Below are 25,076 nucleotides of genomic sequence, written 5' to 3'. Positions count from 1 at the left end.
CGCCTCCGCTATGGGCTCGCAGGGAAGGAGCGACAGAGTAGCCGGGGAGCGCGATGCGATCAAGTTCCGGCGGCCCACGAAGAGAGCGGCCCCGCGCCGAAGCACGGGGCCGCTCCTGTTGGTTCGCGAAACCGCGAGCTAGCCGGGGAAGGGCGAAGTCGACTCCGGCTGGGCCTCGCGGCGGGGCTGCCGCACGCGCGGCGGGCGGCCAAACGTGGACTGCACGGTCAGGTGCAGGGCGCGCGAAGTCTGCGCCCGCTCGGTGATCTGGAGGACGTTGTCGTCGCCGGCGCGCACGCGGAAACGCTGCGTGTTGAACGGATCGGAGAGGCGCAGCGTCACGTTCAGCTTCTCGCCGTACAGCTTCTGCCGCACGGAAAGGTTGGCGTTCGAAAAGGCTTCGAAGCGCCCGCCTTCGATGGCCATGGGTGCGCGGTAGAAGTACGACGCGCTGAGCGAAGTCCGCGGGCTTACGTTCAGCGTGCCGTTGAACCGCGCGGACCACGTCACCGCGTTCGACGAGATGGACGACTCGCCCCCGCCGTCGGTGACCATCTGGAAGACGTTGAAGGCGGCCAGCCCGTTGAACGCCTGTCCCAGCCGCATCGTCCCGTTCAGATCCGCACCCCACGAGCTGCCGGTGTCCAGGTTCTTGAAGCTCACCGATGTGACCTCGCGCCCCGCCACCGTGTCCGCCGTGTTGATGATGACGCGGATGACGTCCGTGGTGCGGCGGTAAAAGGGCGAGAGCTGCACCGTGCCCAGCTTCATCGACTGCTGGAGGCTCAGCTCCAGCGCGTCCGTGTACTCCGGGTTCAGCCGCGGATTCCCCAGGAAGACGTTCTGCTGGTCGAAGAAGGAGGGGAACGGGTTCAGCTCCTGCGTCCCCGGCCGGCGGATGCGGCGCGAGTAGCTCAGCTTCACCTGCGTCTGGTCGCTCAGCTTGTGGCTGACGAGCCCGCTGGGGAAGAAGCTCGTGTAGTCGTACGGAAAGCGCTCGCCGGTGTCGCCCAGCGAGAAGTCGCGGCTGGCGTACTCCGCGCGGAGCCCCGCCTGCAGCTCCGTCTTGGGCCCGCCGCGGCTCAGGACGCCGTACACCGCGTTCACGCTCTCGTCGAACTCCAGCGCGTTGCTCAGGTCGCTGCGCACCCACTGGCCGGTGCCGAGCGGGTCCTTGAGGACGGTGTAGTCACGGTCCAGCGCGCGCGTGTTCCCCTTGTACCCGGTCTCCAGCTTCAGTTGCGGCGACAGGGAGCGCGTGTAGTCCACCTGCGCGGTGAGCTGCTGCGCGCGCGAATCGGTGCGGTTGTTCTCCCCGTCCAGGTGCAGGCCGCCGACGGTCGTCTGGCGCCAGAGCGCGGTGCGGTCGTCGTCCTCCATCCGGTTGATGCGCACCTCGGCCGCGATCTCGTGCCGTTGCGGCTGCAGCGTGCGCTTGAAGGCGAGGGTGTAGTCCAGCATGCGCCCGTCCTGGTCCGAGTCGCGCACCCGGTCATACGCGTTCAGCAGCAGTCGGGTGGCGTCCAGCTCGGTGTACGCGCTGCGCGATTCCTCGGTGGAGCCGCGCGAGTTGAGCTGCAGCGCGTTGGACAGCAGGTCGCGCTCGCCCAGCCGGATGTCGACGGCGGCGTTGAGGTTGTGCCCCCCGTTCCCGTTGCTGCCGCGGATGTCCTGCTCGGTGAAGGAGAGCGGAGCCTTCAGCGCGCCGAGCCGGGTGCGGTCGTTGATCCCGATGAGCGCGCGATCATCGCTGGTGAAGCCGTAGTTCAGCGAAAAGGTTGCGGGGCCGCGCTGGTACCCCACGTTCCCCGCCGCCGTGTAGCGGTCGGCGGTGGATGCGCCCAGCGTGGCCCCGCCGCTCAGCCCCAGGTCCACGTTCTGCTTCAGCACGATGTTGATGATGCCTGCCATCCCCTCCGGATCGTACTTGGCGGACGGGTTCGGAACCACCTCCACGCGGTCCAGCGTGTTGGCGGGGAGCTGCTTGAGGTAGCCGGCGAGCTGCGACCCGCGGATCGGCGACGGGCGGCCGTTGATCTGCACCACGACGTTCTCGTTGCCGCGCAGGCTCACCTTGCCGTCCGCGTCCACCTGCACCGAGGGGACCGCCTCCAGCACCTCGCTGGCATTGGTGGCCGCGGGGGCGACGTCGCGGGTCTGGTACGTGTTGCGGTCGGGCGCGATGGTGACGGCCTGGCGCTGCGCCGTCACCTCCAGCCCCTCCAGCATCACGGCGGAGCGGGCCAGCCGCACGTTCCCCACGTTCGCGCGCGGCGATGCCTCGGCCACGGTGAGCTGGCCGGTGGTCTGCGCCGTGAACCCCATCATGCTCACGCGCAGGTAGTACGTCCCCGGGCGTAGCCCCTCGATGCGGAACGTCCCGTCCGGCCGCGCGATGGCCCCCGCGATCAGCGCCGAGTCGCGCGTGCTCAGCACCGCGACGCTTGCACGGGCGACGGGCGCGCTGCTCCCCGCATCCACCACCGTCCCCCGGATCTCTCCGGGCCCGGCTGCGGGCGGTTGCGGCGCGGGGCGTTGCGCGGCGGGCGGCTGTCCGGGAGTTTGGGCCTGGAGCGACGAAGCGCCGGCGGCCGAGATTGCGAGAGTGGCGAGAATGAACCGGTGCATGGAAGCACCTCCAGAAGGGGGATGGAGACCCGCCACGGCCATGCCATGACGATCCCCGGCGAGCGTGCCGCGAATGCGGACATAGGACGCTACGGCTCCTCCTCCGCGCGGGTTTCGCCGACCCTCCGTCTTAACCAAACGCAAATGAACGGCAGGGGTCTTCGCTGAATAGGCTTGATCCCATGGTGGGAGCAGTGTAGGTTGCCATCATGCGAATCATCGCCAAGCGAACCCTATGGCAATTCTGGGAAACACATCCTCGTGGGGCACAGGCTGAGACGCCGCTTCGGGTGTGGTACAGCACCGTCGAAGACGCGGACTGGGCGAGCCCGGCGGATGTGAAAGCCACCTATGGCGATGCCAGCATTCTTCAGGAGAGCAGGGTCGTGTTCAACATCTCGGGAAACAAGTTCCGGCTCGTCGCGCGGATCAACTATCCCTATCGTGTTGTCTACGTCCGATTCGTGGGCACGCACGAGGAGTACGACGCAATCGGCGTGGAGACGATCTGATGGAAATCATGGTGCGCCCGATCCATACGGAAGAAGATTACGATGCGACGCTCGCGCTCGTAGCCACGTTGATGGATGCTGAGCCGGGCACCCCGGAGGGTGACCGTCTGGACGTGCTCGTGACTTTGATCGAGGCCTATGAAGCACGACACTGGGCCATTGCCGCGCCAGATCCCATCGAAGCAATCAGGGTGCGCATGGAACAGAAGGGTCTGCGCCAGCGCGATCTGGAGCCGATGATCGGCTCGCGGGGGCGCGTTTCCGAGGTCCTGTCTCGCAAGCGAGCGCTTACCCTTCCGATGATTCGCAAGCTTGCGGCGGGACTGGGACTACGCGCGGACATTCTCATCCAGGAATCGCGCGGCGCCATACAGCCGTAGAGCAACCTGGTGGCACCTCTCCGCGCACAACCCTGGGCGAGGTAAATACGAAAGCGGCGGCTCCAGAGCCCGCCGCTTTCGTCCATTGTGTGATTTGGTTAGGCGACCGCCTACTGCGATTTCAGCGTCTCCGCCGGGCTGATGCGCGAGACGTGGCGGGCAGGGGGGTAGCAGGCGACAAGGGCGACGGCCATCAGCAGGAGGGCGACGGCAGCCATGACGACGGGGCTGTTGGCCTCCATGTTGGGCCACGCGGCGCCCACCAGGCGCGAGAAGCCGAAGGCGCCCAGCATCCCGGGCGCGGAGCCGACCAGCGCGAGCTTCGTCCCGGAGGTGAGCACCGTGCGGGGTTCGAGCCGCCCTGCTCGCTTCCGGTGACAAGTCGGCGCGCAGGACGTCTCATTGCCGAACCTTCCCAGGATACGCCATCTGGCCCGTCTACTCGGCGTCGTCGGCAGGTCCATCGCCGGCGGTGGCATCGAAGGCCCGCGTCGGGGCTTCCATGTCCGCGAGGAACTCCGGATCCTGCGACGCCTCCTCGTAGGCCGCGTACAGCCTCGCTCGCCTGACCTCGCGAAGCTTCAGCCGAAGCGCATCTTCCACGAACGCGTGAGCGCTCGGCGCCTCCCCCTGTTCCACCAGGGAGCGAATCGCCTGCAACACACGGCCATCCACCTGGAACGTCGCTTTACGAAGATTGTGGCTCGCACCACGGCGGCGGCGGGCGACGACACGCCGGGGGTTGCTGGAGATTTCCATGGGGCAGTCCGGGATCAGGATACACTGGAAGATACGTGTGCGCGTACGGGTTAACGGCTGCATGCCGAGATGCGTGTGCGCCCGGATCGTGACGGGCACCGGGCTCAGCGCGTGGCGGATGCCGCGCGCTCAATCACCGGCTCGCGCTCCCCGGCCTGCCACGCACGGAACGCGGCCGCGTCGTCCATCCCGGCGATGCGGGAGAGGATCAGAAAGGGCGCGAGCGCGTGCCCCGGGTGCTTCCAGCGCGCCATCTCCACCAGCGCGGGGAGGGAGCGCGCGCGCAGCTCGGCCAGGAGCGCCGGGTCGCGAGACGCGGTGAGCGTCATCAGCGCGAACGCGCCCTTGTTGCGGTCGGTCCAGTGTACGGAATCCAGGAGCCGCAGGAAGGCGTGGGAGGGGATGGCGACGCCGGCCTCCGGGTGCCGCCTCGCCCACCCCGCGAGCAGGGCGAGGGCGCGCACGGCGTTGTTCCTCACCCCGTCGTCCGGGTCGTCGACCGCGTGGAGCAGCGCCGCGGCGATCGCCTTGCGGTCCGCGCCGTACGCGATCACCTGCGCGGCGAGGGCGCGGTGCCCGGCATCCGCGGAGGTGCGCAGAACCTCGTTGAGCAGGGCGTGGCGGCGCGCGGCGAAGCCGATGAACCGCTCCTGAACGGCGCGGAGCGAGGAATCCCGCGCCAGCGCGTAGCCGAGCGAGTCCTCCTCCTCGGCCGCGCCGCGGCGCACCGCGCTCATGAGGGCGCTGTCGAACGCCGCGCCCGCCGCCACGATGTCCGCCGGGAGCCGCGCGGCGCCGGTGGGGGTGGGGCGGTGGCGGACCATGGGCGTGGTCTCGTCTTCACGGATCCCCACGTACAGCATGGTGCCGCCGTCGTCCGTGCAGCATACGCGCGAGACGTCCACCTCCGCCACGCCGCGCACCGCCAGCACGCGCGCGCGGATCGGGTCGCCCGACTCCGGCACCGGGTCGCCGGGGCGCAGCCCGACCGCCGCACGCACCGCCGCTTCGGGAACGGTGCGCAACCCGTACACGTCCACCACCGCGAGTGTGTCGGGGCCGGCGGCAAGGGTCCAGAGGAGGGCGGGGAGGAGCTGCATCATGGCGGTCCGGGGTGCGGCGGTTTGGCGCGGGCTCGCCTGCGAATCTGTGGTGGGCCGCGGCGCGGAGGCAAGCGGCATCGGGAGAACGCAACGAAGCCACGGCGACGCGGTGCTCGCCGTGGCTTCTCGTGATCCGGCCCAGCTATCGTCAGGGGGCCGGACGGAGGGGCGCGCCCGGCCGGTTCCGCGATCAGTGCGTGCCGGAGGTCGCCCGGGGCGCGGGGCGGCGGCCGGTGAGGCGGCGGATCAGCTCCACCTCGCGGGGGTCGTACGGCCTGCCGTCCGTGCGAAAGATGTCGTGGAACCAGACGTCGGGCTCGGCGGTGTAGTGCCGGTCCCAGGTATCCCACGGGTAGATGGTCTGGCTCTTCCCCTGCACCATTCCCCAGTTGTACGCGCCCACCCCTTCCTCCTTCAGGATGGGGAGGATCGCCGCAAAGGTGCTCCCCCGCGGACGCGCCATGTACTCGGTGCACAGGATGGGGCGCCCGTACCGCTCCAGCGCGTCCACCAGGGGGCGGAGCGTCGCGGGCGGGTCGTAGCTGTGGAAGGTGATCACGTCCGAGTTGGCGAGCATGAACCCGGTCAGCGGCGACAGCTTCGCCGGGTCGCGCCAGTCGCCCCGCCATGGGCCCACGGTCAGCGGCTGCGACGGGTTCATGGCGCGCGCCCAGCGAAAGGTCTTGCGCAGCAGCGCGAGCGAGAGCTCCGCCTTGTTCTCCGGCTCGTAGACGTAGTACGACGACGGATTGGTGTTGTCCGGCTCGTTGAAGAGGTCCCACGCCACCACGCGGCGGTCGTTGGCGAAGCGGCCCACCACGGCCTTCACGTAGCCCTCCATCTCGTCGTGGCGGGCGGTGTCGGTCAGGATGTCCAGCCCGGGGCTCTGCACCCATCCCGAGTTGTGGAGGTGCGGCTTGGGCGCGCGCTGCCTGCCGGGGCGCGGGAACGGGTCCCACACCCCGTCAAAGATCACCAGCATCGTGCGGATGCCGTGGCGGTCCGCGATGGCGAGGTACTGGTCCACGCGGTCGAGAAAACCACGGGGATCCTGCTTGTACGCCAGGTCGTGGAGGAAGACGCGCATCGTGTTCAGCCCGATGGACTGCGCCCACCCCAGCTCCCGGTCGATGGTCCGCGGGTCGAACGTTTCCGCCTGCCACATCTCCAGCTGGTTGATGGCGGTGCTGGGGGCGTAGTTGCTCCCCACCAGCCATCCCGCTTCACGTTGCCACGCCGCCGCCCGCTCGCGCGGCCACACTCCCTGCGCCTGCGCGGCGGCGGGGAGCGCCAGCAGCGCTGCGAAGACGATCGACCGCAGAACCGACGGCGTGCACCGCGTCATGGCGACGGCTCCGTGGGCGGCGTTTCAGGCGTCCGCGTGAGCCGGCGGAGCGGGGTGGAGTATCCGATCATCAGCGCGTCGCGGAAGTTCGAGTCGCCGCTGTACTTGCGATAGCGCGCGCTGATGGTTCCGCTCCTGGGGGCCACGTGCAGCACGCCTTCCCAGTAGTTGCCGGCGCGCACTCTCACGTCCTCAGAGTGGCAGTCCACGCACTGGGCGATCGAGCGCTCCACGTTGACGAAGTTGCGCCCGGCGTTCACGCCCGCCGAGACGAAGAGCGGCTGCTCGCCGCCCAGCGAGAGCGTGGGCGTCCGCAGCCCCGCCGAGAGCGCCAGCGTCCCCGCGGACACGCCGGACGTCCTCTCGCCCACGTTGGTTTCCTGCGTGAACGCCTGCTCGTCGCTCAGGAAGAGGAGGCCTCCGTCAGCGTTCAGCGTCAGCACACGGAAGGCGGTCACGCTGGCCGGCATCTGGAATCCCCAGGCCCGGCTGCCGACACCCGCGCTGTCGGCGGCAGCGGTCTCGATGCCAATCGTGATCAGCTCGAAACCGATCATCGTCTCGAACGGCGAACGGCTCTGGGCCGCCGCCGCGCCGCTCGTGGCGAGCAGCAGCGTGAGGCAGGTGAGCGAGATGGTCGAACGCATCCGTGGGGCTTCTCCGTTCAGGTTGTGCGGGGTGTGTGGATCGGGGATCGGCCGCCTGCCCACCCGCCTGGCGGGGCGGGCAGTCGCGAACTGAGGTGCAGCGGGGGAAACATAAAGAGCGGCGGGGCGGATCGACAGATTTACGTCTTTGGCCCCGGTGGCCGCCTTCTCACGCCGCGGTGTCGACCCGCCTGAACGCTCACCGGCCGGCCGGCGCCGTGCCGAACGGGATGCGCTCGGGCATCTCGGCGGCGACGTAGGCCATGACGGCCATCGCGGCGACGGAGCGGGCGACGTCGCGGGGATCCAGCTTGTCCGGGGTGTCGGCGGCGGTGTGGTGGTACCAGAAGTAGCGGGTGCCATCCACCTCCAGCCCCATCCCCGGCACGCCCAGCGCCATGATGGGGCCGATGTCCGCCCCGCCGCCGCCGCGCCCCACGCTGTCCGCGCCGATGGGGGCCAGAAGGCGGCCGATCGACCGCACCGCCTCGAACGCCGCGTCCGTGGCGGTGATGCTGAAGCCCTTCGGCGCAAAGACTCCCGCGTCGGACTCGATGGCGAGGACGTGGTTGGGGAGCTCGGCGCGGTGGGCGTCGCGGTACGCGTTGCCGCCGCGGATGCCGTTCTCCTCGTTGGTCCACAGCACCACGCGCACCGTGCGGCGCGGGCGCAGGCCGAGCACCTTCATCAGCCGCACCGCCTCCCACGCCGCCACGCACCCGCCCGCGTCGTCCATCGCGCCCGGGGTGATGTCCCACGAGTCGATGTGCCCGCCGATCACCACCACCTCCGCCGGCCGCTCGCGTCCACGGATCTCCGCGACCACGTTGCGCGACTGCACGTCCGGCAGCATCTGCGCGCCCATGCGCAGCCGAACGCGCGGACGCTGCCCGCGTGCCTGCATGCGGCGCAGCATCATGGCGTCTTCGATGGAGAGCGCCGCGCCAGGGATCTTTGGGATGCTGTCGTTGTAGCGCATGCTGCCGGTGTGCGGCGTCTGCATCCCAAAGGGCCCCACGGAGCGGATCAGCGCCGCCACCGCGCCCACCCGCGCCGCCTCCACCGCGCCGCGTGCGCGGTACTGCACCGTCTCGCGGTACTCGGTGAAGGGGACGTCGAAGAGCACGATCTTCCCCCGCGCCTCGGCCGCGCGGCGGGTGAGCTCGTCGAAGCTCCCCACCACCAGCACCTCGGCCTCGATCCCCGGCGTACCCACGCTGCCGCCCAGCCCCAGCATGTGCAGCTCGGTGTTGCGGGGGCTCAGCAGGGTGGCCGATTCCTGGCCGCGCAACCATCGCGGCACCATCACCGGCTCGGTGTGCACGTTCTCCAGCCCGTCGCGCTTCATCTGCTCCACCACCCAGTCGATGGCGCGCTCCAGCTCCGGCGTGCCGCTGAAGCGCGGGCCGAATGTGTCCACCAGCTCGGCGATGCGGTTCCAGGCGGCGCTGTCGCGCGTGGCGGCGCGGATCAGCGAGTCGGCGGGGGCGCGGTAGCGGGATGCATCCTGGGCCGCGGCGGGCACGGCGGCCAGCAGGGCCAGGGCGAGGATCGGGCGGTGCAGGGTCATGGCGCGGAGCAGGGCAGGGGTGGCGATGGCGTCCTGGTCAATCTGCGCGCGTGGCGGCGTTCCGGCCATCCCGTGGGAGGTCGTTGTGATACCATTTAGAAGAAACCGGTGTGCATTCTGACCGGCTTGTCTCACGCAGAGACGCAGGGAGAGAACAACGGAGAAAAGCTCACACAGAGGCCACAGAAGGAACTGAAAGCCACAGAGAAAACCTTGATGCGGTTCACTCTGTGGCTCCGTGTCTCTGTGTGAGCCATGCAGTTGCAGCTCTCTCCTGCGTCTCTGCGCCTCCGCGTGAGACTTCCTTTTCCGGCTTTGCACAAACCTGGATGACGAATGCTATGAGGGCGCATACGTCGAATTACGTATTCCAGCGCGTGCAACCCCCGCGCATCTTGCTGCGATTGCGCCGGCGCCCGTGCGGGGCGCCGCCCGAAACCCGCCTGCCGAACGGAGGAACGACATGATTCGCCGGACATACCTTGCGCTCTTCCTCTGCCTGTGCGCCGCGGGTCCGCTGGATGCCCAGCGGCAGTCCGTATCCCCCGGCGACCGCGTGCGGGTGAGCGCGCGGAGCTTTCCGCGGATGAGCGGGACCGTCCTCGACGCGCGCCCCGACTCGCTGGTGCTGCGCGCGCGCGGCGGGGACACCATCCAAACCGCCTGGGCCGACGTGCGGACACTGGACGTAAGCGGCGGCCGCTCGCGGGTGGGCACCGCGCTGCGCTACGGCGGCATCGGCATGCTTACCGGCGTCGTGGCGGGAGGTGTGCTCGGCTACACCACATACCACGAGGACGACGAGGACTGGTGCATCCTCATCTGCTCGCCGGGCGACGCGGGGCTCGCGGGCGCGGCGTTCTTTGGGATCGTGGGCGGCGCGACGGGCGTGCTGTCCGGAGCGGTCTTTCCGGCGCATCGCTGGCGCCGTGCGGAGACACCCGTGACCGTGTCCGCGGCCCCGGCGGCGGAGGGCGGCGTCGCCCTGCACGCGCGGCTGAGGTTCTGATCCCGAACGGCTGGTCTCACGCAGAGGCGCAGAGGCGCAGGAGAGAAAGGCGCGCCGCATGTGTCGTGCTACGCAGTCTTGTCATACGAAAGGACGATGATGAAACGCCACACTTACCTTGCCCTCTTTCTCTCGCTGGCCGCCGCCGGGCCGCTGCTCGCGCAGGAGCGCGCCGCCATCTCTCCGGGCGACCGGGTGCGGGTGACCTCCAGCAGCATCCCGCGCACGAACGGGATCGTGCTGGAGACGAATCCTGACACGCTGGTCCTCCGCTCGCGCGGCGAGACGATCTACACCGCCTGGGCCGACGTGCGGACGCTCCACGTCGCGGAGGGCGGCTCGCGCGGACGCTCCGCGTTCAAGTACGGCCGCATCGGCGTCATCGGCGGCGCGGCGACGGGGATCGCGCTTGGCTTCGCTGCATTCGCCGGGGACAACGATTCCGCTGACGGCCCGTGCGTCATCTGCTCGCCCGAAACCGCGGCGATCTACGGCGGCGTGACGCTGGGGGTTATCGGAGGCGCGCTGGGATCGCTGGCGGGAGCGGCGTTTCCGGAGGAGAGATGGAGGCGGGTGGATGCTCCCGTGACGGTGTCCGCGGCGCCGGCGGCGGACGGACGCGTGACCCTCCAGGCAAAGCTGCGCTTCTGATCGCGGACCGGCCGGCCCTCACGCCCGGCCGCTGAGAACAGGGAGCCGAAGAGCCGCCGCCGCGCCCTTGCACGGGTGCGGCGGCGGTATGATTATCACTTCGGACGCCTGCATCCCCACCCGCGCATTGCCCGCCTTGCGCCCACAGCTTCACGAAGACATCGAGCGGCCCCACGGGGTAGCGGGCTCCAGCGACCGCGCGTTCGGCGTCGTGTTCGCGGTGGGGTTCGGCGCGTGGGCGCTCCTCCCGCTGCTCCACGGGCGCGGTGTGCGCGGGTGGGCGCTCGCCGTGGCGGCCTTGTTCCTGGCCGCCGCGCTCGCGCTCCCCCGTGTGCTGGCACCCCTCAACTGGGCCTGGACGCACCTGGGGATGCTGCTCGCGCTCATCACGAATCCCATCATCCTCGCCGTCCTCTTTTACCTGGTGCTGATGCCGGTGGGGCTGCTGATGCGCCTCGTGGGGAGGCGTCCCCTCCAGCTGGGCTTCGACCCGCGGGCGCGCAGCTACTGGACGCCGCGCGAGCCGGGCCCTGCGCCGGAATCCATGAAACGCGAGTTCTAGAGGAGATCTCCGGATGTCCATCGTCGTGGAGCTGTGGCACTACATGCGGGTGAGGAAGAAGTTCTGGCTGGCACCCATCATCATCGTCTTCCTGCTGGTGGGCGGGCTCCTGGTGCTGGTGCAGGGCTCGGCGCTGGCGCCCTTCATCTACGCGCTCTTTTAACGGGTGCGGATCGCGGGGATCTCCGCCTACTACCACGACAGCGCGGCCGCCCTGGTGCACGACGGCCGCGTGGTCGCGGCGGCACAGGAAGAGCGCTTCACCCGCCGCCGGCACGACGCGCGCTTTCCGCGCAACGCCCTCCTGTACTGCCTTTCCGAAGCGGGAATCGCGCTGGACGAGGTGGACTACGTCGCCTTCTACGACAAGCCCTTCCTCAAGTTCGAGCGGCTGCTGGAGACGTACCTGGCCTTCGCGCCGCGCGGCTTCGCCTCCTTTCGGCGCGCGATGCCGCTCTGGATCCGCGAGAAGCTCTTCCAAAGGGATCTCCTCGCCGGGGAGCTGAGCGCACTCGCGCCCGGCCCGCGCTGGAAGGAGCGGCTCCTCTTCGGCGAGCACCACCTGAGCCACGCGGCCAGCGCCTTCTACCCGTCGCCCTTCCACGAGGCGGCGGTGCTGACGATGGACGGCGTGGGCGAGTGGGCGACCACCTCCGTGGGGCACGGATCCGGCAACCGGCTGGAGATCACGCGCGAGATCCACTTTCCGCACTCGCTGGGCCTCCTCTATTCCGCGTTCACCTACTACACGGGGTTCCGCGTGAACTCCGGCGAGTACAAGGTGATGGGGCTGGCGCCGTACGGAGTGCCGCGCTTCGCGCCCCTGATCCTCGAGCGGGTGATGGACCTAAAGGAGGACGGCTCCTTCCGGCTGGACCAGCGCTACTTCGACTACTGCACCGGGCTGCGGATGACCGGCGCCCGCTTCCACGACCTCTTCGGCGGCCCGCCGCGCCGGCCCGACGAGCCGCTGACGCAGCGCCACATGGACCTGGCCGCGTCGGTGCAGGCCGTCACCGATGAAGTGGTCCTGCGCCTGACCCGCGCCATCGCGGCCGAGACCGGGGCGAAGAACCTGTGCCTGGCGGGCGGCGTGGCGCTCAACTGCGTGGCCAACGGGCGGGTGCTGCGCGACGGGCGCTTCGAGCGCATCTGGATCCAGCCCGCGTCCGGCGACGCGGGTGGCGCGCTGGGCGCGGCGCTGGCGGCGTACCACGGTTTCCAGGACGGCCCGCGCGAGCCGGCGGCCGGCTTGGATGCCATGCACGGCAGCTACCTGGGCCCATCGTACGGCCAGCGCGACGTGGAGCGGCGTCTGACGGCGGCCGGGGCGCGCTTCACCGTGCTGGATGACGCGGAGCTGATCGCGCGAACCGTGGTTGCGCTGGAGGAGGGGAAGGCGGTGGGGTGGTTCCAGGGGCGGATGGAGTTCGGGCCGCGTGCGCTGGGGGCCCGCTCCATCCTGGCCGACCCCCGCTCGCCGGAGATGCAGAGGCGGCTCAACCTGCAGGTGAAGTTCCGCGAGTCGTTCCGCCCCTTTGCCCCTTCGGTGCTGCGCGAGGACGTGGCGGAGTGGTTCGATCTGGACGGCGACAGCCCCTACATGCTCCTGGTGGCGGAGGTGGCCGCCAGCCGCCGGCGCCCGCCCGCGGCCGGCGAGGAGGCCCTCTTTGGGATCGACCGGCTGAACGTCGCCCGCTCGTCGATCCCGGCCGTCACGCACGTGGACCACTCCGCCCGCATCCAGACGGTGCACCGCGAGACGAACCCGCGCTTCCACGCCCTGCTCACGGCGTGGAAGGCGCGCACGGGGTGCCCGGTGCTGGTGAACACCTCGTTCAACGTGCGCGGCGAGCCCATCGTCCTTTCCCCGCTCGACGCCTTTCGCTGTTTCATGGGGACCGACATCGACATCCTGGCGGCGGAGAACTGCTTCCTCCTGCGCGAGGAGCAGGACCCCGCCCTGCGCCTGTCGTACCGCGACGCCTTCGAAGCCGACTGAAAGGATCGAGGGTGTCACGCAGAGGCGCAGGGAAGAGACAACAGAGAAAAGCATCACACAGAGGCCACAGAAGGAACTGAAAGCCACGGAGAAAACTTTTGGCGGTTCTCTCTGTGGCTCTGTGTCTCTGTGTGAGCCATGCAGTTGCAGTTCCCTCCCGCGTCTCTGCGCCTCCGCGTGAGAGATCCGTTTCGGGCTTTGCTCGAACCTGTGTGACGAATGGTACCATGGCCAAACCGCCCAAGCCCCGCCGCCCGGCACCTGCGGCGCCACCGTCCCCGCCCGCACCCCGCGCCCCGCTCTCCCCCGCTCGGCGGCGGCTCTTTGCCGGGGTGATGCTCGCGGTGCCGCTGCTCTTCTTCCTCGTGCTGGAAGGCGGGCTGCGCCTGGCGGGGTTCGGCGACTCGTACCCGCTCTTCGTGAGCGCGCCCAGCCAGCCGGACTACCTCTTTCCGAATCCGGAGGTGGCGCGCCGCTACTTTCGGCCGGGGAGCATCGTTCCGCTGCCGCAGATGGACTTCTTTCGCGCGCAAAAGGCGCCGGGCGGCTTCCGCATCTTCTTCCAGGGCGAGTCGTCGGCGGCGGGCTTTCCGTACCGGCACGGGGGCGCCCCCTCGCGGATGCTGGCCGAGCGGCTGCAGGCCACCTTTCCCGCCCGCGACATCGAAGTCGTCAACACGGCCCTCACCGCCGTCAACTCGTACACGCTCCTCGACCAGCAGCGGGAGATCATCGCGCAGAAGCCGGACGCGGTGCTGATCTACACGGGCCACAACGAGTTCTACGGCGTCTTCGGCGTGGGCTCGTCGCAGTCCGGCGGGCGCTCGCGGGCGCTGGTGAAGGCGTATCTCGCGCTCCGCCCGCTGCGCAGCGTACAGCTCCTGAACCGGGCGCTCTCCCGGGCGCCGGCGGCGGACGCCTCCGCGCGCTCGGTGATGGAGCTGATGGCCGGCGAGCAGCTCATTCCGTACGGCTCGCCGCGCTACCGGGCCGGGCTCGCGCAGTTCCGCGCCAACCTGTCCGAGCTCCTGGCGCGCTACCGCGCGCGCGGCATCCCGGTGCTGATCGGCACCGTGGCCAGCAACGACCGCGGCCAGCGGCCGTTCGCCAGCGCGCTGCTGCCGGGCACCGACCGCGCCGCATGGGAGCGCGCCTACCGCGCCGGCGTGGAGGCGATGGCGCGCGGCGACACCCCCGCCGCGGAGCGCGCGCTGCACGCCGCCGTGCGCATCGACAGCACCGCGGCCGACCCGTTCTTTGCGCTCGGGCGCTGCGCCGAGGCACGCGGCGATGCGGCGGGAGCGCGCGCCGCCTACCGCGCGGCGCGGGACCGCGACCAGCTCCGCTTCCGCGCGCCGGAGGACGTCAACCGCATCATACGCGAGGAGGCCGCCCGCCACGGCGCGGCCGTCGTGGACACGCGCGGGGCGCTGGAGCGCGCATCCCCCGGCGGCGTGGTGGGCGACGCCGTGATGCTGGAGCACCTGCACCCCAACGTGCAGGGCTACTTCGTGATCGCGGACGCCTTCTACCAGGCGCTCCGGGCGAAGGGGATGATCGGCCCCTGGACCCACGCCGTGCCCGCCGCGCACGCCCGCGCCGCCCTGCCGCTGACCGCGGTGGACTCGCTCGTAGGCGTCTATCGCGCGGACCGGCTGCGCTCGGGGTGGCCCTTTCAGCCCCGCGGCGCGCGCGTGACGCCCGTGGCAGACACGCTCCGCCCGCGCGCCATCGAGGAAGAGCTGGCGCTGGGGCTGGTGCGCGAGACGATGTCGTGGCCCGAAGCCACGGACCGGCTGCGCGACGCCTACGAGCGCGCGGGCGACCGCGAAGGGGCGCTGCGGGCCGCGCGCGCCATGGCCCAGGAGTTCCGGGCCGACGCGGAGCCCGCTTTCGCGGCGGGGCGGCTCGCCTTCGTGCTGGGCCGCCACGACGAGGCGCTGCGCTACGCCCGCGCCGCGGTGGAGCGCGGGGAGACGGCGCAGTCGGCGCAGCTCCTGGGCTTCGTCCTCCTGCGCCGCGGCGACCAGGCGGGGGGTGCGCGGAGCCTGCGGCGCGCCGCCGCGCTCGACCCGAGCGACCAGCGCATGGCCTTCGCCGCCACCGCCGCCGAAGCGATCCCGCGGCTGGAGCAGGCCCGCGCCCGCACGCCCCGCGACCCCGGGGTCCTCTTCAACCTGGCGACCGTGTACGCCATGACGCAGCAGTTCGACGGCGCGCGCGAAGTGCTCGCGGTGCTCCGGGAGGTGGAGCCGGGGCATGCCGGGGCGCGGGAGTTGGCGCAGCGGCTGCCCTGAGTGGGAATGCGGCCGGCCGCCCCCCCATTCCCCATTCCCCATTCCCCATTCCCCATTCCCCATTCCCCATTCCCCATTCCCCATTCCCCATTCCCCAACGGGCCCGGCGCGCTGCGCGAACGGGCGGGGCGTTGGTATTCCGGCGCGCTCCTGCTACTTTGGGCGCGCGAAACCTGACGGATCTGTCTGGTGAGCACGACGAACGAAAACGGGACGCTGCCGGGATATGATCTGGGATTTCCTGAACGAGAAGCTGGCGGAGGCCTTTGCCGCGGCGGGGTACGGCGAGGTGCCGGCGGTCGCTGAGAAGTCGCGGCGGCCGGAGGCGGGGCAGTTCCAGTGCAACACCGCGATGTCGCTGGCCAGGGCCGCGCGGCAGGCGCCCGTCGCCATCGCGAACGCGGTGGCGGCGAAGCTGGAGTTCCCTTTTGACCGCGTGTCGGTGGCCGGGCCGGGGTTCATCAACTTCTCGCTGTCCGACGAGTACCTCGCGCGCCAGGCCGGGGCGCTGCTCGAGGATCCGCGGCACGGCGCGCCGCAGGTGCAGCCCATCAAGCTGATGATGGACTTCGGCGGGCCCAACGTCGCCAAGCGGATGCACGTGGGGCACCTGCGCTCCTCCATCATCGGCGACGCGCTGCAGCGCTGCGCCCGCTTCGTGGGCCACGACGTCACCAGCGACGTGCACCTGGGCGACTGGGGGCTCCCCATGGGGATGCTCGTCACCGAGATTCGCCGCCGCTGGCCGGAGCTGCCGTACTTCGCCCCCGGCGGCCCCACCGGCCCGGTGGATGACGGGATCACCGTGGACGTCCTCAACAAGCTGTACCCGGAGGCCGCGGCGCGCACAAAGGCCGACCCCGCCGCGCTGGAGGAGGCGAAGCAGGCCACCACCGCGCTCCAGACCGGCGACCCCGGACTCCGCGCGCTCTGGAGGCGGATGGTGGACGTGTCGGTCGCGTCCGTGCGCGCCGACCTGGACCTGATGGGCGTCACCTTCGACCTGTGGGAAGGCGAGAGCGACGTCCGCGACCGGCTGGACGGGATGCTGGAGCGCCTCACCGAGAGCGGCGTGGCCGAGCGCTCCGAGGGCGCGCTGGTGGTGCAGGTGGGGCGCGACGACGATTCGGAGCCGGTGCCGCCCCTCCTCCTGGTCAAAGGCGACGGGAGCGTCACCTACGGCGCCACCGACATCGCCACCATCGAGCACCGCGTGGAGCTTCGCGATCCCGACGTCATCTGGTACGTGGTGGACCAGCGGCAGCGGCTCCACTTCGTGCAGGTCTTCCGCGCGGCCGAGGCGGGGGGGATGGTAAAGGATGGCCGCCCCGTGCTGGAGCACCTGGGGTTCGGCACGATGAACGCGCCGGACGGCAAGCCCTTCAAGACGCGCGCGGGCGAGGTGATGAGCCTGCGCGACCTCCTGGAGCTCACCATCGCGGAGGCGCGCAGCCGCCTCGGCGAGATCGCGCTCTCCGCCGACATCACGGACGAGGAGCGGGAGACGATCGCGAAGCGGATCGGTCTGGCCGCCATCAAGTTCGCGGACCTGCGCAACCACCGCACGTCGGACTACATCTTCGACGTCGCGCAGTTCTCCTCTTTCGAGGGAAAGACGGGGCCGTACCTCTGCTACTCCATCGTCCGCTCGCGCTCCATCCAGGCCAAGGCGGCGGCCGCCGGATTCGAGGCGGGCGAGCTGGTGCCGCCGCGCAGCGACGAGGAGCGCGACGTGTGCCTGCGCCTGCTGGACTTCGGGCGGGCGGTGCTCGCCACCTACGAGCGGCGCGCGCCCAACGCCCTGTGCGAGCACGCATTCGAGCTGGCGCAGAGCTTCAACGCCTTCTACCATGCCCACCACATCCTCTCCGAGGAAGATGCGGCCCGGCGCGCCTCCATGCTCACCCTCACGCGGCTGGTAAGCGACCAGCTCGTGCTGGCGTTGGGCATTCTGGGGATCGAGGCGCCGGAGCGGATGTAGGCGGGGGGCCTCACCCCCGTCTCGTTACACTCGACTGCCCCCTCTCCCGATAACGGGAGAGGGCTGCGCCCTCCGTTATCGAGAGAGGGGGCTGGAACAGCGCTCCGCGACCTTCGCGGTGGGGGCGTGTTTCGTTGCGTCCGTGCCCTGGGTCAGCGCGCGGGGGGGAGGGTGGCGCATTCGACGCGGGTGGCGCGCACGTGCCAGTTCTGCGTTCCAGATTGCGCCGTGCCGGCGAGCTCCGTTCCGCGGTCGTTCAGCTCCATGGTGCCTTCCGTGGCGCCCTCGTTCCAGCGGACACGGATGGAGGAGCCACCACGGACGGACTGCCAGCGAACCGGGCGCCAGGCGCCGCTTTCCTCCACGATCCGCCCGTCGTACCAGTGCGCCCCCACCGCCCCTCCTCCACGGTCCCTAAGCACCAGCCACTGGCCGGAGAGCTGGGTGGCGGAACGGGACAGGAGCGGCGTCGAGGAGCGGTAGCAGCTGTGATCGCCGCTGGGCTGCGGGACGTCCGTACGCGGGGGCAGCGACCCGCAGGCGGCCACCAGCGCGAGTGAGGCCAGAGCGATGCGACGGAGGCGATTCATCGGGACTCGGCGGTTCGAAGGTATTCGTGAGGCGAGCATCGTATCGTACCGGATGGAAGAATCCGGCCGCGGGGTGAGCGCTCTTTGTTGCGGAACCATCTGGACGAGATATTGGGTCCAGATGGATCAACCATGGAGGAGCCATGACCGTGAGCGCGATGGAAGTCGCGGAGATGCTGGGCGGGGCTCGCACGCTCGGGCGGCGCGTGGGGACGCTCACGGAGCTGCGCCGCGCGGTGGAGGAGGGGCTGCCCGTGGAATCGCTGGATGCGGTTGCGGGGTATCTAAGCGTGAACGAAATCGAGGCGTCCACGCTCAAGTACCGCATCGTGCCCAAGACCACGCTCCGGCGGCGTACCCGCCTCAGCCCCGAGGAAAGCGAGCGCACGGAGCGGCTGGCCCGCCTCGCCACGCTCGCCGAGCACGTGTGGGAAAGATCCGGGGCTCGCGCGCGAGTTCCTCACCAGTGTCCAGCCCCAGCTCGGTGACGAGCGGCCGATCGACCTCGCCCGCACTGATCTCGGCGCGCGGGAGGTGGAGGAGCTGCTGATGAGGATCGAGTACGCGCTTCCCGTATGATCGCCTGGCGGATCACCAAGACGCGGCATCCGCCCTACGATGGAACGGGTGCGCATGACTGGGGCGGCCGGTGGAACTCGCGGGGGCGCCGCGTCATCTACGGCGCGGACTCGTTTGCCGGGGCCATCCTGGAGATCCTCGCGCACACGCTGAAGCCGCGCACCCTTCCCGGTCCCCACCACGCCGTCCGCATCGATGTTCCGGATGAGCTCATGGAACGCCTCGACCCGGCTGTCCTCCCTGGATGGGACGCCAGGCAGTCGCCCGCCGCGGCCGCGTTCGGCGACGCCTGGTACGGCCAGAGGCGCTCCGCCGGACTGCTGGTGCCCGCCGTTTCGTCACGCCCCGTGGGACTAAACTTGTTGATCAATCCAGAGCATCCGGACGCCGCTCGGATCAGGGTCTCCGAGCCCTTTGCCGTGCCCTGGGACGAGCGGCCTCGTCGACTCCACCCTCTTCGACGACGCACGCTGGTGGGTCGCGGTGGACGGGGCTCGCGTTCCGGCGGCGGGGACGGTGCAGAAGTTTACCCGCGACTGGTGAAGGACGGATGGTGCGATAGTGCGTCGGGGGCGCCCCTGTTGTCATCCTGATGGAGCCGCCCCGCAGGGCAGTGCCGCCGCCGTCGACTCCTGCGGCGCGAAGTTCTCAGCGCAACCCGAACGGCAATCTCACTCTGTGTGAGCCGCTGTTGCTGTTCTTCAAGCTAATGCTGGGTTGATTGACTTAGTCTCGCCCGCCCCTCACTTTACACGTGTAGATCGCGTCTCCCGCCTCGATAGCCGATGACCGAGTCTCCCCACCTCACCGAGCTTCAGCTTGCGATCCTGCGCGTCCTCTGGGAGCGCGGGGAGGCGGGGGTGCCCGAGGTTTACCGCGCGCTGTGGGACGAGCGGCGGCTGGCGCAGTCGACGATCGCCACGATGATCGGGCGGATGGAGAAGCGGGCGATCCTCACGCGCCGCTGGGAGGACCGCCAGTACCTGTACCGCCCCGCCGTCACTGAAGAGGAGGTGCGGCGCTCGATGGTGGCCGGGCTGACGTCGCTCCTCTTCGGCGGGAGCAGCGCGGCGCTCGTGTCTCACCTGGTGGAGTCGCGCGAGATCGAGCCGGGCGACCTGGATTCGGTGAGGGCCCTGCTGAATTCGATCGAGGAGGACGATGACGGGGCTCGGTAGCGGCGCGCTCTCCGCGCTCGTGGGGTGGCTGCTGACGTACGCCATCCACAGCACCCTCCTGCTGGGCGGCGCGTGGCTCGTTGCCCGCGGCCGCTTCGTAGGCGAGCGCGGGGCGGACCTCCTCTGGAAGATGGCGCTGGTGGGTGGGCTCGCCACGGCCACCGTGCAGAGCGTGGCGGATGTCGGTCCGTCTGTCGGCATTCCCTCCGCCGCGGCGCCCGTGCGGATGCGGCGAGTGGAGCTGACACAGATACGTCCGGGCGGGGGGGCGCCCGTCGTCCGGCGCTGGAGCGGGCCGGTGCAGGTGGGGCCGAGAGCGCCGGCCGGGGTGCTCGCCGCGCTGCTCACCGCAGCGTGGGCACTGGCCGCCGCCGCGAGGCTGGCGATGCTGGCGGGGGCACACCTGCGCCTGCGCCGCTGCCTCGCGGGGCGGCGCGAGCTCCCGGCAGGAGAGCTGACGCGGCTGGCGGAGTCGCTCGCGGGCTCGGGCGTGCGGATCACCGTGTCAGATCTGCTCCCGGCGCCGGTGGCGCTGGGGCGCGCGGAGATCTGCCTTCCGCGGCGCGTGCTGGACGAGCTCACGACGGGACAGCAGCACAGCATCGTCGCGCACGAGGCGGCGCACCTCGTCCGCCGCGATCCGCTCTGGCTTTTCCTGCTCGGGATGGTGGGGGCCGTCTTTTTCTTCCAGCCCCTCAACGCCCTGGCGCTGCGCCGCTACCGCGAGGGCGCCGAGTTCCTGTGCGACGACTGGGCGGTGAGGGCGACGGGGAGGCCGCGCGAGCTGGCGCGCTCCATCGCCTCCATCGCGGGGTGGCTGTCGGCTCCCGCGGGGGAGGTGCCGATGGCCGCCATGGTGGAGCACGGGTCGCCGCTCGTGCGCCGCGTCCACCGCCTGGTCGCCGCGGAGCGCTCCAGTGAGGACATCCGCGGATGGAGAGCGGGTGCCGTCGCCGCGCTCCTGTTGCTCGGCGCGGTGCTGATGAGTGCGCCGCACGCCTTCGTCCGCCAGCCCACTCCCAAGCGGGTGGCGGCGCGGCAGGTGATGTTCGAGGAGCTCGCACGGACGGGCCAGCTCCTTCGCCACGTGCGTACCGTCGACAGGCGGCTCCTCGATTCGATGCCCCCGGCGCGCTGACCCGCGCCACCCCGGCAACCATCCGTGTGCAATCGGGATCTACAGTTGTAGATCGTACTTCGAAACCCCCCACATCAGACGAACCGATGAAGACTCGATTCCGCGCTCCGGCCGCACTGCGGCGCATCCTTGCCTGCGGCGCGCTCGTGCTCCTGGGCACCACGCCGGCGCTGCACGCGCAGGGCGCCGCGCTTCCCGAAACGCCCGCCGGGCGCCGCGCCGCCGCGCTGCTGGCGGAGATCCGCGAGGTGCGCGAGGACCGCGTGCGCGCCTTCGTGGGAGAGCAGATGATGGGGGAGCTCCAGCAGATCCCGATTGAGCGCCACCTGGCGCAGTTCCGCCGCATGTCCGCCGATTTCGGGACGGCGGGGGTGGAGGCGGTGCGCTCCGTCTCGCCGACGCGGGTGGAGGTGAGGGTGCGCGGGGTGGGCGGTCCGCTCATGCTGTCGCTGGAAGTGGAGCCCACCGCTCCGCACCGCATCTCGGACCTGCGCGTGCAGGCGGCGGGCGACGGCGCGCCCGAGCCACGCCCCACGGGTCCGCTCACGGACCAGGCGCGCATGGCGGTGGTGGACAGCGCGGCGGGGCTCCTGGCGCGCTTCTACGTCACGCGCGACACCGCCGAGATCATCGGCGCACGCCTCCGCGAGCGCGCGCGATCCGGCGCGTACGCGGGGATGACGGACCGGGCCGCGTTCGCCACGGCGCTGACGGCCGACATCCTCGCCGCCCACCCCGACCAGCACCTGCGCGTCGTCCCCGGCCCGGCGATGCAGGGGCCGCAGCGCCGCGCGCCACAGGCGGACTCAGCCGCGGGGCGCTTCCGCTTCATCACCGACGCGCGCGTCCTGGACGGCAACGTCGGCTACTTGAAGATGAGCTCCTTCCCCGGCCCGAGCGAGGCGATGGACGAGATGGCGGCGGCGCTGCGCACGCTGGAGCGCACCGACGCCATGATCATCGACGTACGCGAGTCGCGGGGAGGAAGCGCGCAGCTCGCCAACTTCCTCATCAGCCACTTCACCGCCCCCGACCTGCTCTCGCTGGCGGTGTTCGACCCCGCGAGCGGCGACACCACGCTCCGCCGCACGCTCCCGGAAGTGGCCGGCCCGCGCCGGCTGGACGTACCGCTCTTCGTGCTGATCGACAAGGGCTCGCGCTCGGCGGCGGAGGACGTGCCGTTCGTGCTGCGCAACCTGGGACGCGCGACGCTGGTGGGGGAGCGCACGGCGGGAGCGGGACGCAACAACCGCTTCTTCCCGCTGGGCGAGGGGATGAGCATCTCGATCTCCGTGACGCGCGTATGGGACCCCTGCACGGGCGCGGAGTGGGAGCGCACGGGGATCGCGCCGGACATCGCAGTCGCGCCCGCCGACGCGCTGAATGCCGCGCTGCGTGCCGCCCGCGACCCGGCCCGACGGCCGGCTGCGTCGCTTCCCCAGGCGCAGTGCCGGCGCGGATAAGAACCGAAACAGCCTCACACGGAGCCACAGAGGGAGCGGCAAGAACAGCGGAGAAGTTCTTCGCGGCTCGCGGTTCCCCTCCGTGCCCCCTGTGTGAGGGTGGTCGATCCAGCTTCTTGCGCCGGGCGTAGAGGGAGGATAGAATGCGTTTGAGAATCGTTCTCAACGCCATATAGCTTCTATCCGACGACCCGATGCGACAGATCACCCTTCTGGGGGCGGCGTGCCTGCTCTGCAGCGCTCCGCTCGCGGCCCAGTCCGCTGCTTCCACCGCGGTATCCGCCGAGGTCCCGGCGAGCATCCGCTTCCAGATCCCGGCGCAGCCGCTCGCCGATGCGCTGCGCGAGTTCGGGCGGCAGGCCGGTGTGCCGGTGCGCGCCGACCTGGCCGCGGCGGCGGGGGTGCGGTCGCGTGCGCTTGCCGGCGCGTACACCGCGGAGGAGGCGCTCGGGCGGCTGGTGGAGGGGACCGGGCTCAGGGGCTTCATCGCTGAGAACGGGACGGCGCAGATCACGCGCGGCGGAACGGCGGCGTACACGCTGACGCCGCTGACCGTCCTCGGGACGAGGAACCGCGGGTATGCGGCGGCTCGCACCAGCAGCGCCACCAGGACGGAGACGCCGCTTCGCGACGTGCCGCAGTCGGTGAGCCTGGTGACGCGCGAGCTGATCGCCGACCAGGCGATGCAGGGGATGGGCGACGTTGTGCGCTACCTTCCCGGGATCACGATGGGGCAGGGGGAGGGGCACCGCGACGCTCCCACCATCCGCGGAAACAGCTCCACGGCTGACTTCTTCGTGGACGGCGTGCGCGACGACGCGCAGTACTTCCGCGACCTGTACAACGTGGAGCGGGTGGAGGCGCTCAAGGGCTCCAACGCGATGATCTTTGGGCGCGGCGGCGGCGGGGGCGTGCTCAACCGCGTGAGCAAGGAGGCGCAGTGGACGCCCGCGCGCGTGGTGACGATGGAGGGCGGCTCCTTCGACCACCGCCGCGGGATGGTGGACCTGGGGCAGGGGCTGGGGAGCGCGGTGGCGCTGCGCTTCAACGGGATGTACGAGAACTCGGGCGGCTTCCGCGACCGGGCCTCGCTTGAGCGCTACGGCATCAACCCGACGCTGGCGCTCGCGCTCGGCACGCGCACCACCTTCCGGGCAGGATACGAGCTCTTCAGCGACCACCGCTCCGTGGACCGCGGCCTCCCGTCGTTCAACGGGCGCCCGTCGGACGCGGACATCACCACCTTCTTTGGCAATCCCGACTCCAGCTACTCGCGGATCCGGGTGCACTCGCTGGGCGGCCTTCTGGAGCACCGCACGCGCGGCGGGATCACGCTGCGCAACCGGACGCGCTACGCTACGTACGACAAGTTCTACCAGAACAGCTACCCCGGCGCGGTGAACGCGAACGGGACGCAGGTGGCGCTCTCCGCCTACAACAACGGTACGGACCGCGCCAACCTGTTCAACCAGACGGACGTCATCGTGGAAGCCGCCACCGGCCCCGTACGCCACACGCTGCTGGCGGGCGTGGAGATCGGGCGGCAGCAGACGGAGAACTACCGCGAGACGGGCTACTACAACGACAACGCGACCTCCTTCTCCGCCCCCATCGGCGAGCCGACGGTCGCCACGCCCATCACCTTCCGCCAGAGCGCCACTGACGCGGACAACCGCGCGCGCACCTCGGTGGCCGGGGTATACGTGCAGGACCAGGTGGAGATCGCGCGCTTCCTCCAGGTCGTGGGCGGGGTGCGCTTCGAGCGCTTCGACATCGGCTTCGTGAACCACCGCAACGGCGAGGTGCTGGACCGCCGCGACGACCTGGTGTCGCCGCGCGCGGGGCTGGTGCTGAAGCCGGTGCAGCCGGTGTCGCTCTACGGCACGTACAGCGTGTCGTACCTGCCGAGCTCGGGCGACCAGTTCAGCTCGCTGACGGCGACGACGGAGACGCTGGAGCCGGAGCGCTTCACCAACCGCGAGGTGGGCGCCAAGTGGGACGTGCGCCCGAGCTTCGCCCTCACCGGCGCCATCTACCGCCTGGACCGTGACAACACCTCGGCCCCGGACCCGGCCGACCCCAAGAAGACGGTGCAGACGGGCAGCCAGCGCACCACGGGCTGGGAGCTGGGCGCCTCGGGTGACGTGACCTCGTCGTGGCAGGTGGTGGCCGGCTTCGCATCGCAGAACGCGGAGATCACGAGCACCACGAGCGCGGCGAAGGCGGGCCAGCGCGTGGCGCTGGTGCCGCACCGCACACTCGCGCTGTGGAACCGGGTGCAGCTCATCCCCGCGCTTGGCTTCGGGGTCGGCGTGGTGCGCCAGTCCGAGATGTTCGCGGCCATCGACAACACCGTGACGCTCCCCGGCTTCACCCGTGCCGACGCCGCGCTCTTCCTGCGCCTCGGCGCCCGCGCCAGCGCGCAGCTCAACGTGGAGAACGTCCTTGACGAGCGCTACTACGCCACCTCGCATGGCAACAACAACATCATGCCCGGCGCGTCGCGGACGGTGCGGGTGTCGGTGAGCACGCGGCGGTAAATAGTTTCCATCCGGAAACAGCGGAAAAGCGGGTATCGGGTAGCCGTGGAAAACGTCGTACGGAGCGGTTGCTACGCAATTCGAACCCGATCCGCGGGTATGATTCCGCTCCGTTTGGGTCAGAGACGCAGGTACATGCCGC

23 protein-coding genes are annotated in these 25,076 nt (G+C 70.5%); 15 read left to right on the top strand and 8 right to left on the bottom strand.

Going from position 1 to position 25,076, the window contains the following annotated elements:
- Positions 1-138: 138 nt before the first annotated feature.
- Positions 139-2,628, bottom strand: a complete 2,490-nt coding sequence (locus VF584_15235; GenBank protein HEX8211524.1) for a TonB-dependent receptor — start codon at positions 2,626-2,628, stop codon at positions 139-141.
- A 209-nt stretch (positions 2,629-2,837) separates the two neighbouring features.
- Between VF584_15235 and VF584_15230 the strand changes: the two genes are divergently transcribed.
- Both VF584_15230 and VF584_15225 read left to right on the top strand, forming a co-directional pair.
- Complete coding sequence (locus tag VF584_15230; GenBank protein ID HEX8211523.1) at positions 2,838-3,140, top strand: type II toxin-antitoxin system HigB family toxin; 303 nt, start codon at positions 2,838-2,840, stop codon at positions 3,138-3,140.
- Positions 3,140-3,520, top strand: a complete 381-nt coding sequence (locus tag VF584_15225; protein HEX8211522.1) for a helix-turn-helix domain-containing protein — start codon at positions 3,140-3,142, stop codon at positions 3,518-3,520. Before VF584_15230 ends, VF584_15225 begins: the two co-directional genes overlap by 1 nt.
- Before the next feature lie 110 nt (positions 3,521-3,630).
- Here the strand turns inward: VF584_15225 and VF584_15220 are convergent, their stop codons facing one another.
- From VF584_15220 to VF584_15195, 6 genes are all read right to left on the bottom strand, one after another.
- Positions 3,631-3,861, bottom strand: coding sequence for a hypothetical protein (locus VF584_15220; GenBank protein ID HEX8211521.1), 231 nt, complete (start codon positions 3,859-3,861; stop codon positions 3,631-3,633).
- A gap of 97 nt (positions 3,862-3,958) precedes the next feature.
- The gene (locus VF584_15215) at positions 3,959-4,378 is read right to left on the bottom strand and encodes a hypothetical protein (GenBank protein HEX8211520.1); all 420 of its coding nucleotides are present in this window, start codon (positions 4,376-4,378) and stop codon (positions 3,959-3,961) included.
- Between the two features lie 5 nt (positions 4,379-4,383).
- A complete protein-coding gene (locus VF584_15210) occupies positions 4,384-5,382 on the bottom strand; it encodes a hypothetical protein (GenBank protein ID HEX8211519.1) in 999 nt (332 codons plus the stop codon).
- Between the two features lie 190 nt (positions 5,383-5,572).
- The gene (locus VF584_15205; GenBank protein ID HEX8211518.1) at positions 5,573-6,727 is read right to left on the bottom strand and encodes a cellulase family glycosylhydrolase; all 1,155 of its coding nucleotides are present in this window, start codon (positions 6,725-6,727) and stop codon (positions 5,573-5,575) included.
- On the bottom strand, positions 6,724-7,374 hold the full coding sequence (locus VF584_15200) for a hypothetical protein (GenBank protein HEX8211517.1): 651 nt from the start codon (positions 7,372-7,374) through the stop codon (positions 6,724-6,726). The genes VF584_15205 and VF584_15200 overlap by 4 nt, the downstream gene beginning before the upstream one ends.
- Positions 7,375-7,573: 199 nt before the next feature.
- Positions 7,574-9,013, bottom strand: a complete 1,440-nt coding sequence (locus VF584_15195) for a M28 family metallopeptidase (GenBank protein ID HEX8211516.1) — start codon at positions 9,011-9,013, stop codon at positions 7,574-7,576.
- Positions 9,014-9,407: 394 nt separating this feature from the next.
- Between VF584_15195 and VF584_15190 the strand changes: the two genes are divergently transcribed.
- From VF584_15190 to argS, 7 genes are all read left to right on the top strand, one after another.
- Complete coding sequence (locus VF584_15190) at positions 9,408-9,953, top strand: hypothetical protein (protein ID HEX8211515.1); 546 nt, start codon at positions 9,408-9,410, stop codon at positions 9,951-9,953.
- A 96-nt stretch (positions 9,954-10,049) separates the two neighbouring features.
- Entirely contained in the window at positions 10,050-10,604 is a 555-nt protein-coding gene (locus tag VF584_15185) for a hypothetical protein (protein HEX8211514.1), read from the top strand.
- Positions 10,605-10,692: 88 nt separating this feature from the next.
- Positions 10,693-11,166 carry an SxtJ family membrane protein gene (locus VF584_15180; protein ID HEX8211513.1) on the top strand — a complete coding sequence of 158 codons (474 nt, stop codon included), beginning with the start codon at positions 10,693-10,695 and terminating at the stop codon, positions 11,164-11,166.
- Positions 11,167-11,179: 13 nt separating this feature from the next.
- Positions 11,180-11,329, top strand: a complete 150-nt coding sequence (locus tag VF584_15175; protein HEX8211512.1) for a DUF5989 family protein — start codon at positions 11,180-11,182, stop codon at positions 11,327-11,329.
- A gap of 3 nt (positions 11,330-11,332) precedes the next feature.
- On the top strand, positions 11,333-13,168 hold the full coding sequence (locus VF584_15170; protein HEX8211511.1) for a carbamoyltransferase: 1,836 nt from the start codon (positions 11,333-11,335) through the stop codon (positions 13,166-13,168).
- A 227-nt stretch (positions 13,169-13,395) separates the two neighbouring features.
- Positions 13,396-15,465: a tetratricopeptide repeat protein gene (locus VF584_15165; protein ID HEX8211510.1), complete on the top strand. Its 2,070-nt coding sequence runs from the start codon at positions 13,396-13,398 to the stop codon at positions 15,463-15,465.
- 226 nt (positions 15,466-15,691) lie between these two features.
- Positions 15,692-17,446 carry an arginine--tRNA ligase gene (gene argS, locus VF584_15160; GenBank protein ID HEX8211509.1) on the top strand — a complete coding sequence of 585 codons (1,755 nt, stop codon included), beginning with the start codon at positions 15,692-15,694 and terminating at the stop codon, positions 17,444-17,446.
- Positions 17,447-17,598: 152 nt separating this feature from the next.
- Here argS and VF584_15155 read toward each other — a convergent pair whose 3' ends face one another.
- Complete coding sequence (locus tag VF584_15155) at positions 17,599-18,036, bottom strand: hypothetical protein (protein HEX8211508.1); 438 nt, start codon at positions 18,034-18,036, stop codon at positions 17,599-17,601.
- Positions 18,037-18,179: 143 nt separating this feature from the next.
- On the opposite strand from VF584_15155, the gene VF584_15150 reads away from it, so the two are divergent.
- The 6 genes from VF584_15150 (at position 18,180) to VF584_15125 (ending at position 24,934) form a co-directional block, all read left to right on the top strand.
- Complete coding sequence (locus tag VF584_15150; GenBank protein HEX8211507.1) at positions 18,180-18,524, top strand: antitoxin Xre-like helix-turn-helix domain-containing protein; 345 nt, start codon at positions 18,180-18,182, stop codon at positions 18,522-18,524.
- A gap of 505 nt (positions 18,525-19,029) precedes the next feature.
- On the top strand, positions 19,030-19,158 hold the full coding sequence (locus VF584_15145; GenBank protein HEX8211506.1) for a hypothetical protein: 129 nt from the start codon (positions 19,030-19,032) through the stop codon (positions 19,156-19,158).
- A 242-nt stretch (positions 19,159-19,400) separates the two neighbouring features.
- Positions 19,401-19,793: a BlaI/MecI/CopY family transcriptional regulator gene (locus tag VF584_15140; GenBank protein HEX8211505.1), complete on the top strand. Its 393-nt coding sequence runs from the start codon at positions 19,401-19,403 to the stop codon at positions 19,791-19,793.
- The gene (locus VF584_15135; protein HEX8211504.1) at positions 19,777-20,931 is read left to right on the top strand and encodes a M56 family metallopeptidase; all 1,155 of its coding nucleotides are present in this window, start codon (positions 19,777-19,779) and stop codon (positions 20,929-20,931) included. The genes VF584_15140 and VF584_15135 overlap by 17 nt, the downstream gene beginning before the upstream one ends.
- A gap of 86 nt (positions 20,932-21,017) precedes the next feature.
- Positions 21,018-22,394, top strand: a complete 1,377-nt coding sequence (locus VF584_15130) for a S41 family peptidase (protein HEX8211503.1) — start codon at positions 21,018-21,020, stop codon at positions 22,392-22,394.
- A gap of 194 nt (positions 22,395-22,588) precedes the next feature.
- A complete protein-coding gene (locus VF584_15125; protein HEX8211502.1) occupies positions 22,589-24,934 on the top strand; it encodes a TonB-dependent siderophore receptor in 2,346 nt (781 codons plus the stop codon).
- The last annotated feature ends 142 nt before the right edge of the window (positions 24,935-25,076 follow it).

The organism is Longimicrobium sp. (genome assembly GCA_036389135.1).
Taxonomy (GTDB): domain Bacteria; phylum Gemmatimonadota; class Gemmatimonadetes; order Longimicrobiales; family Longimicrobiaceae; genus Longimicrobium.
Note: the sequence above shows the minus strand (reverse complement) of the source record. Positions and strands in the feature narration are given on the sequence as shown.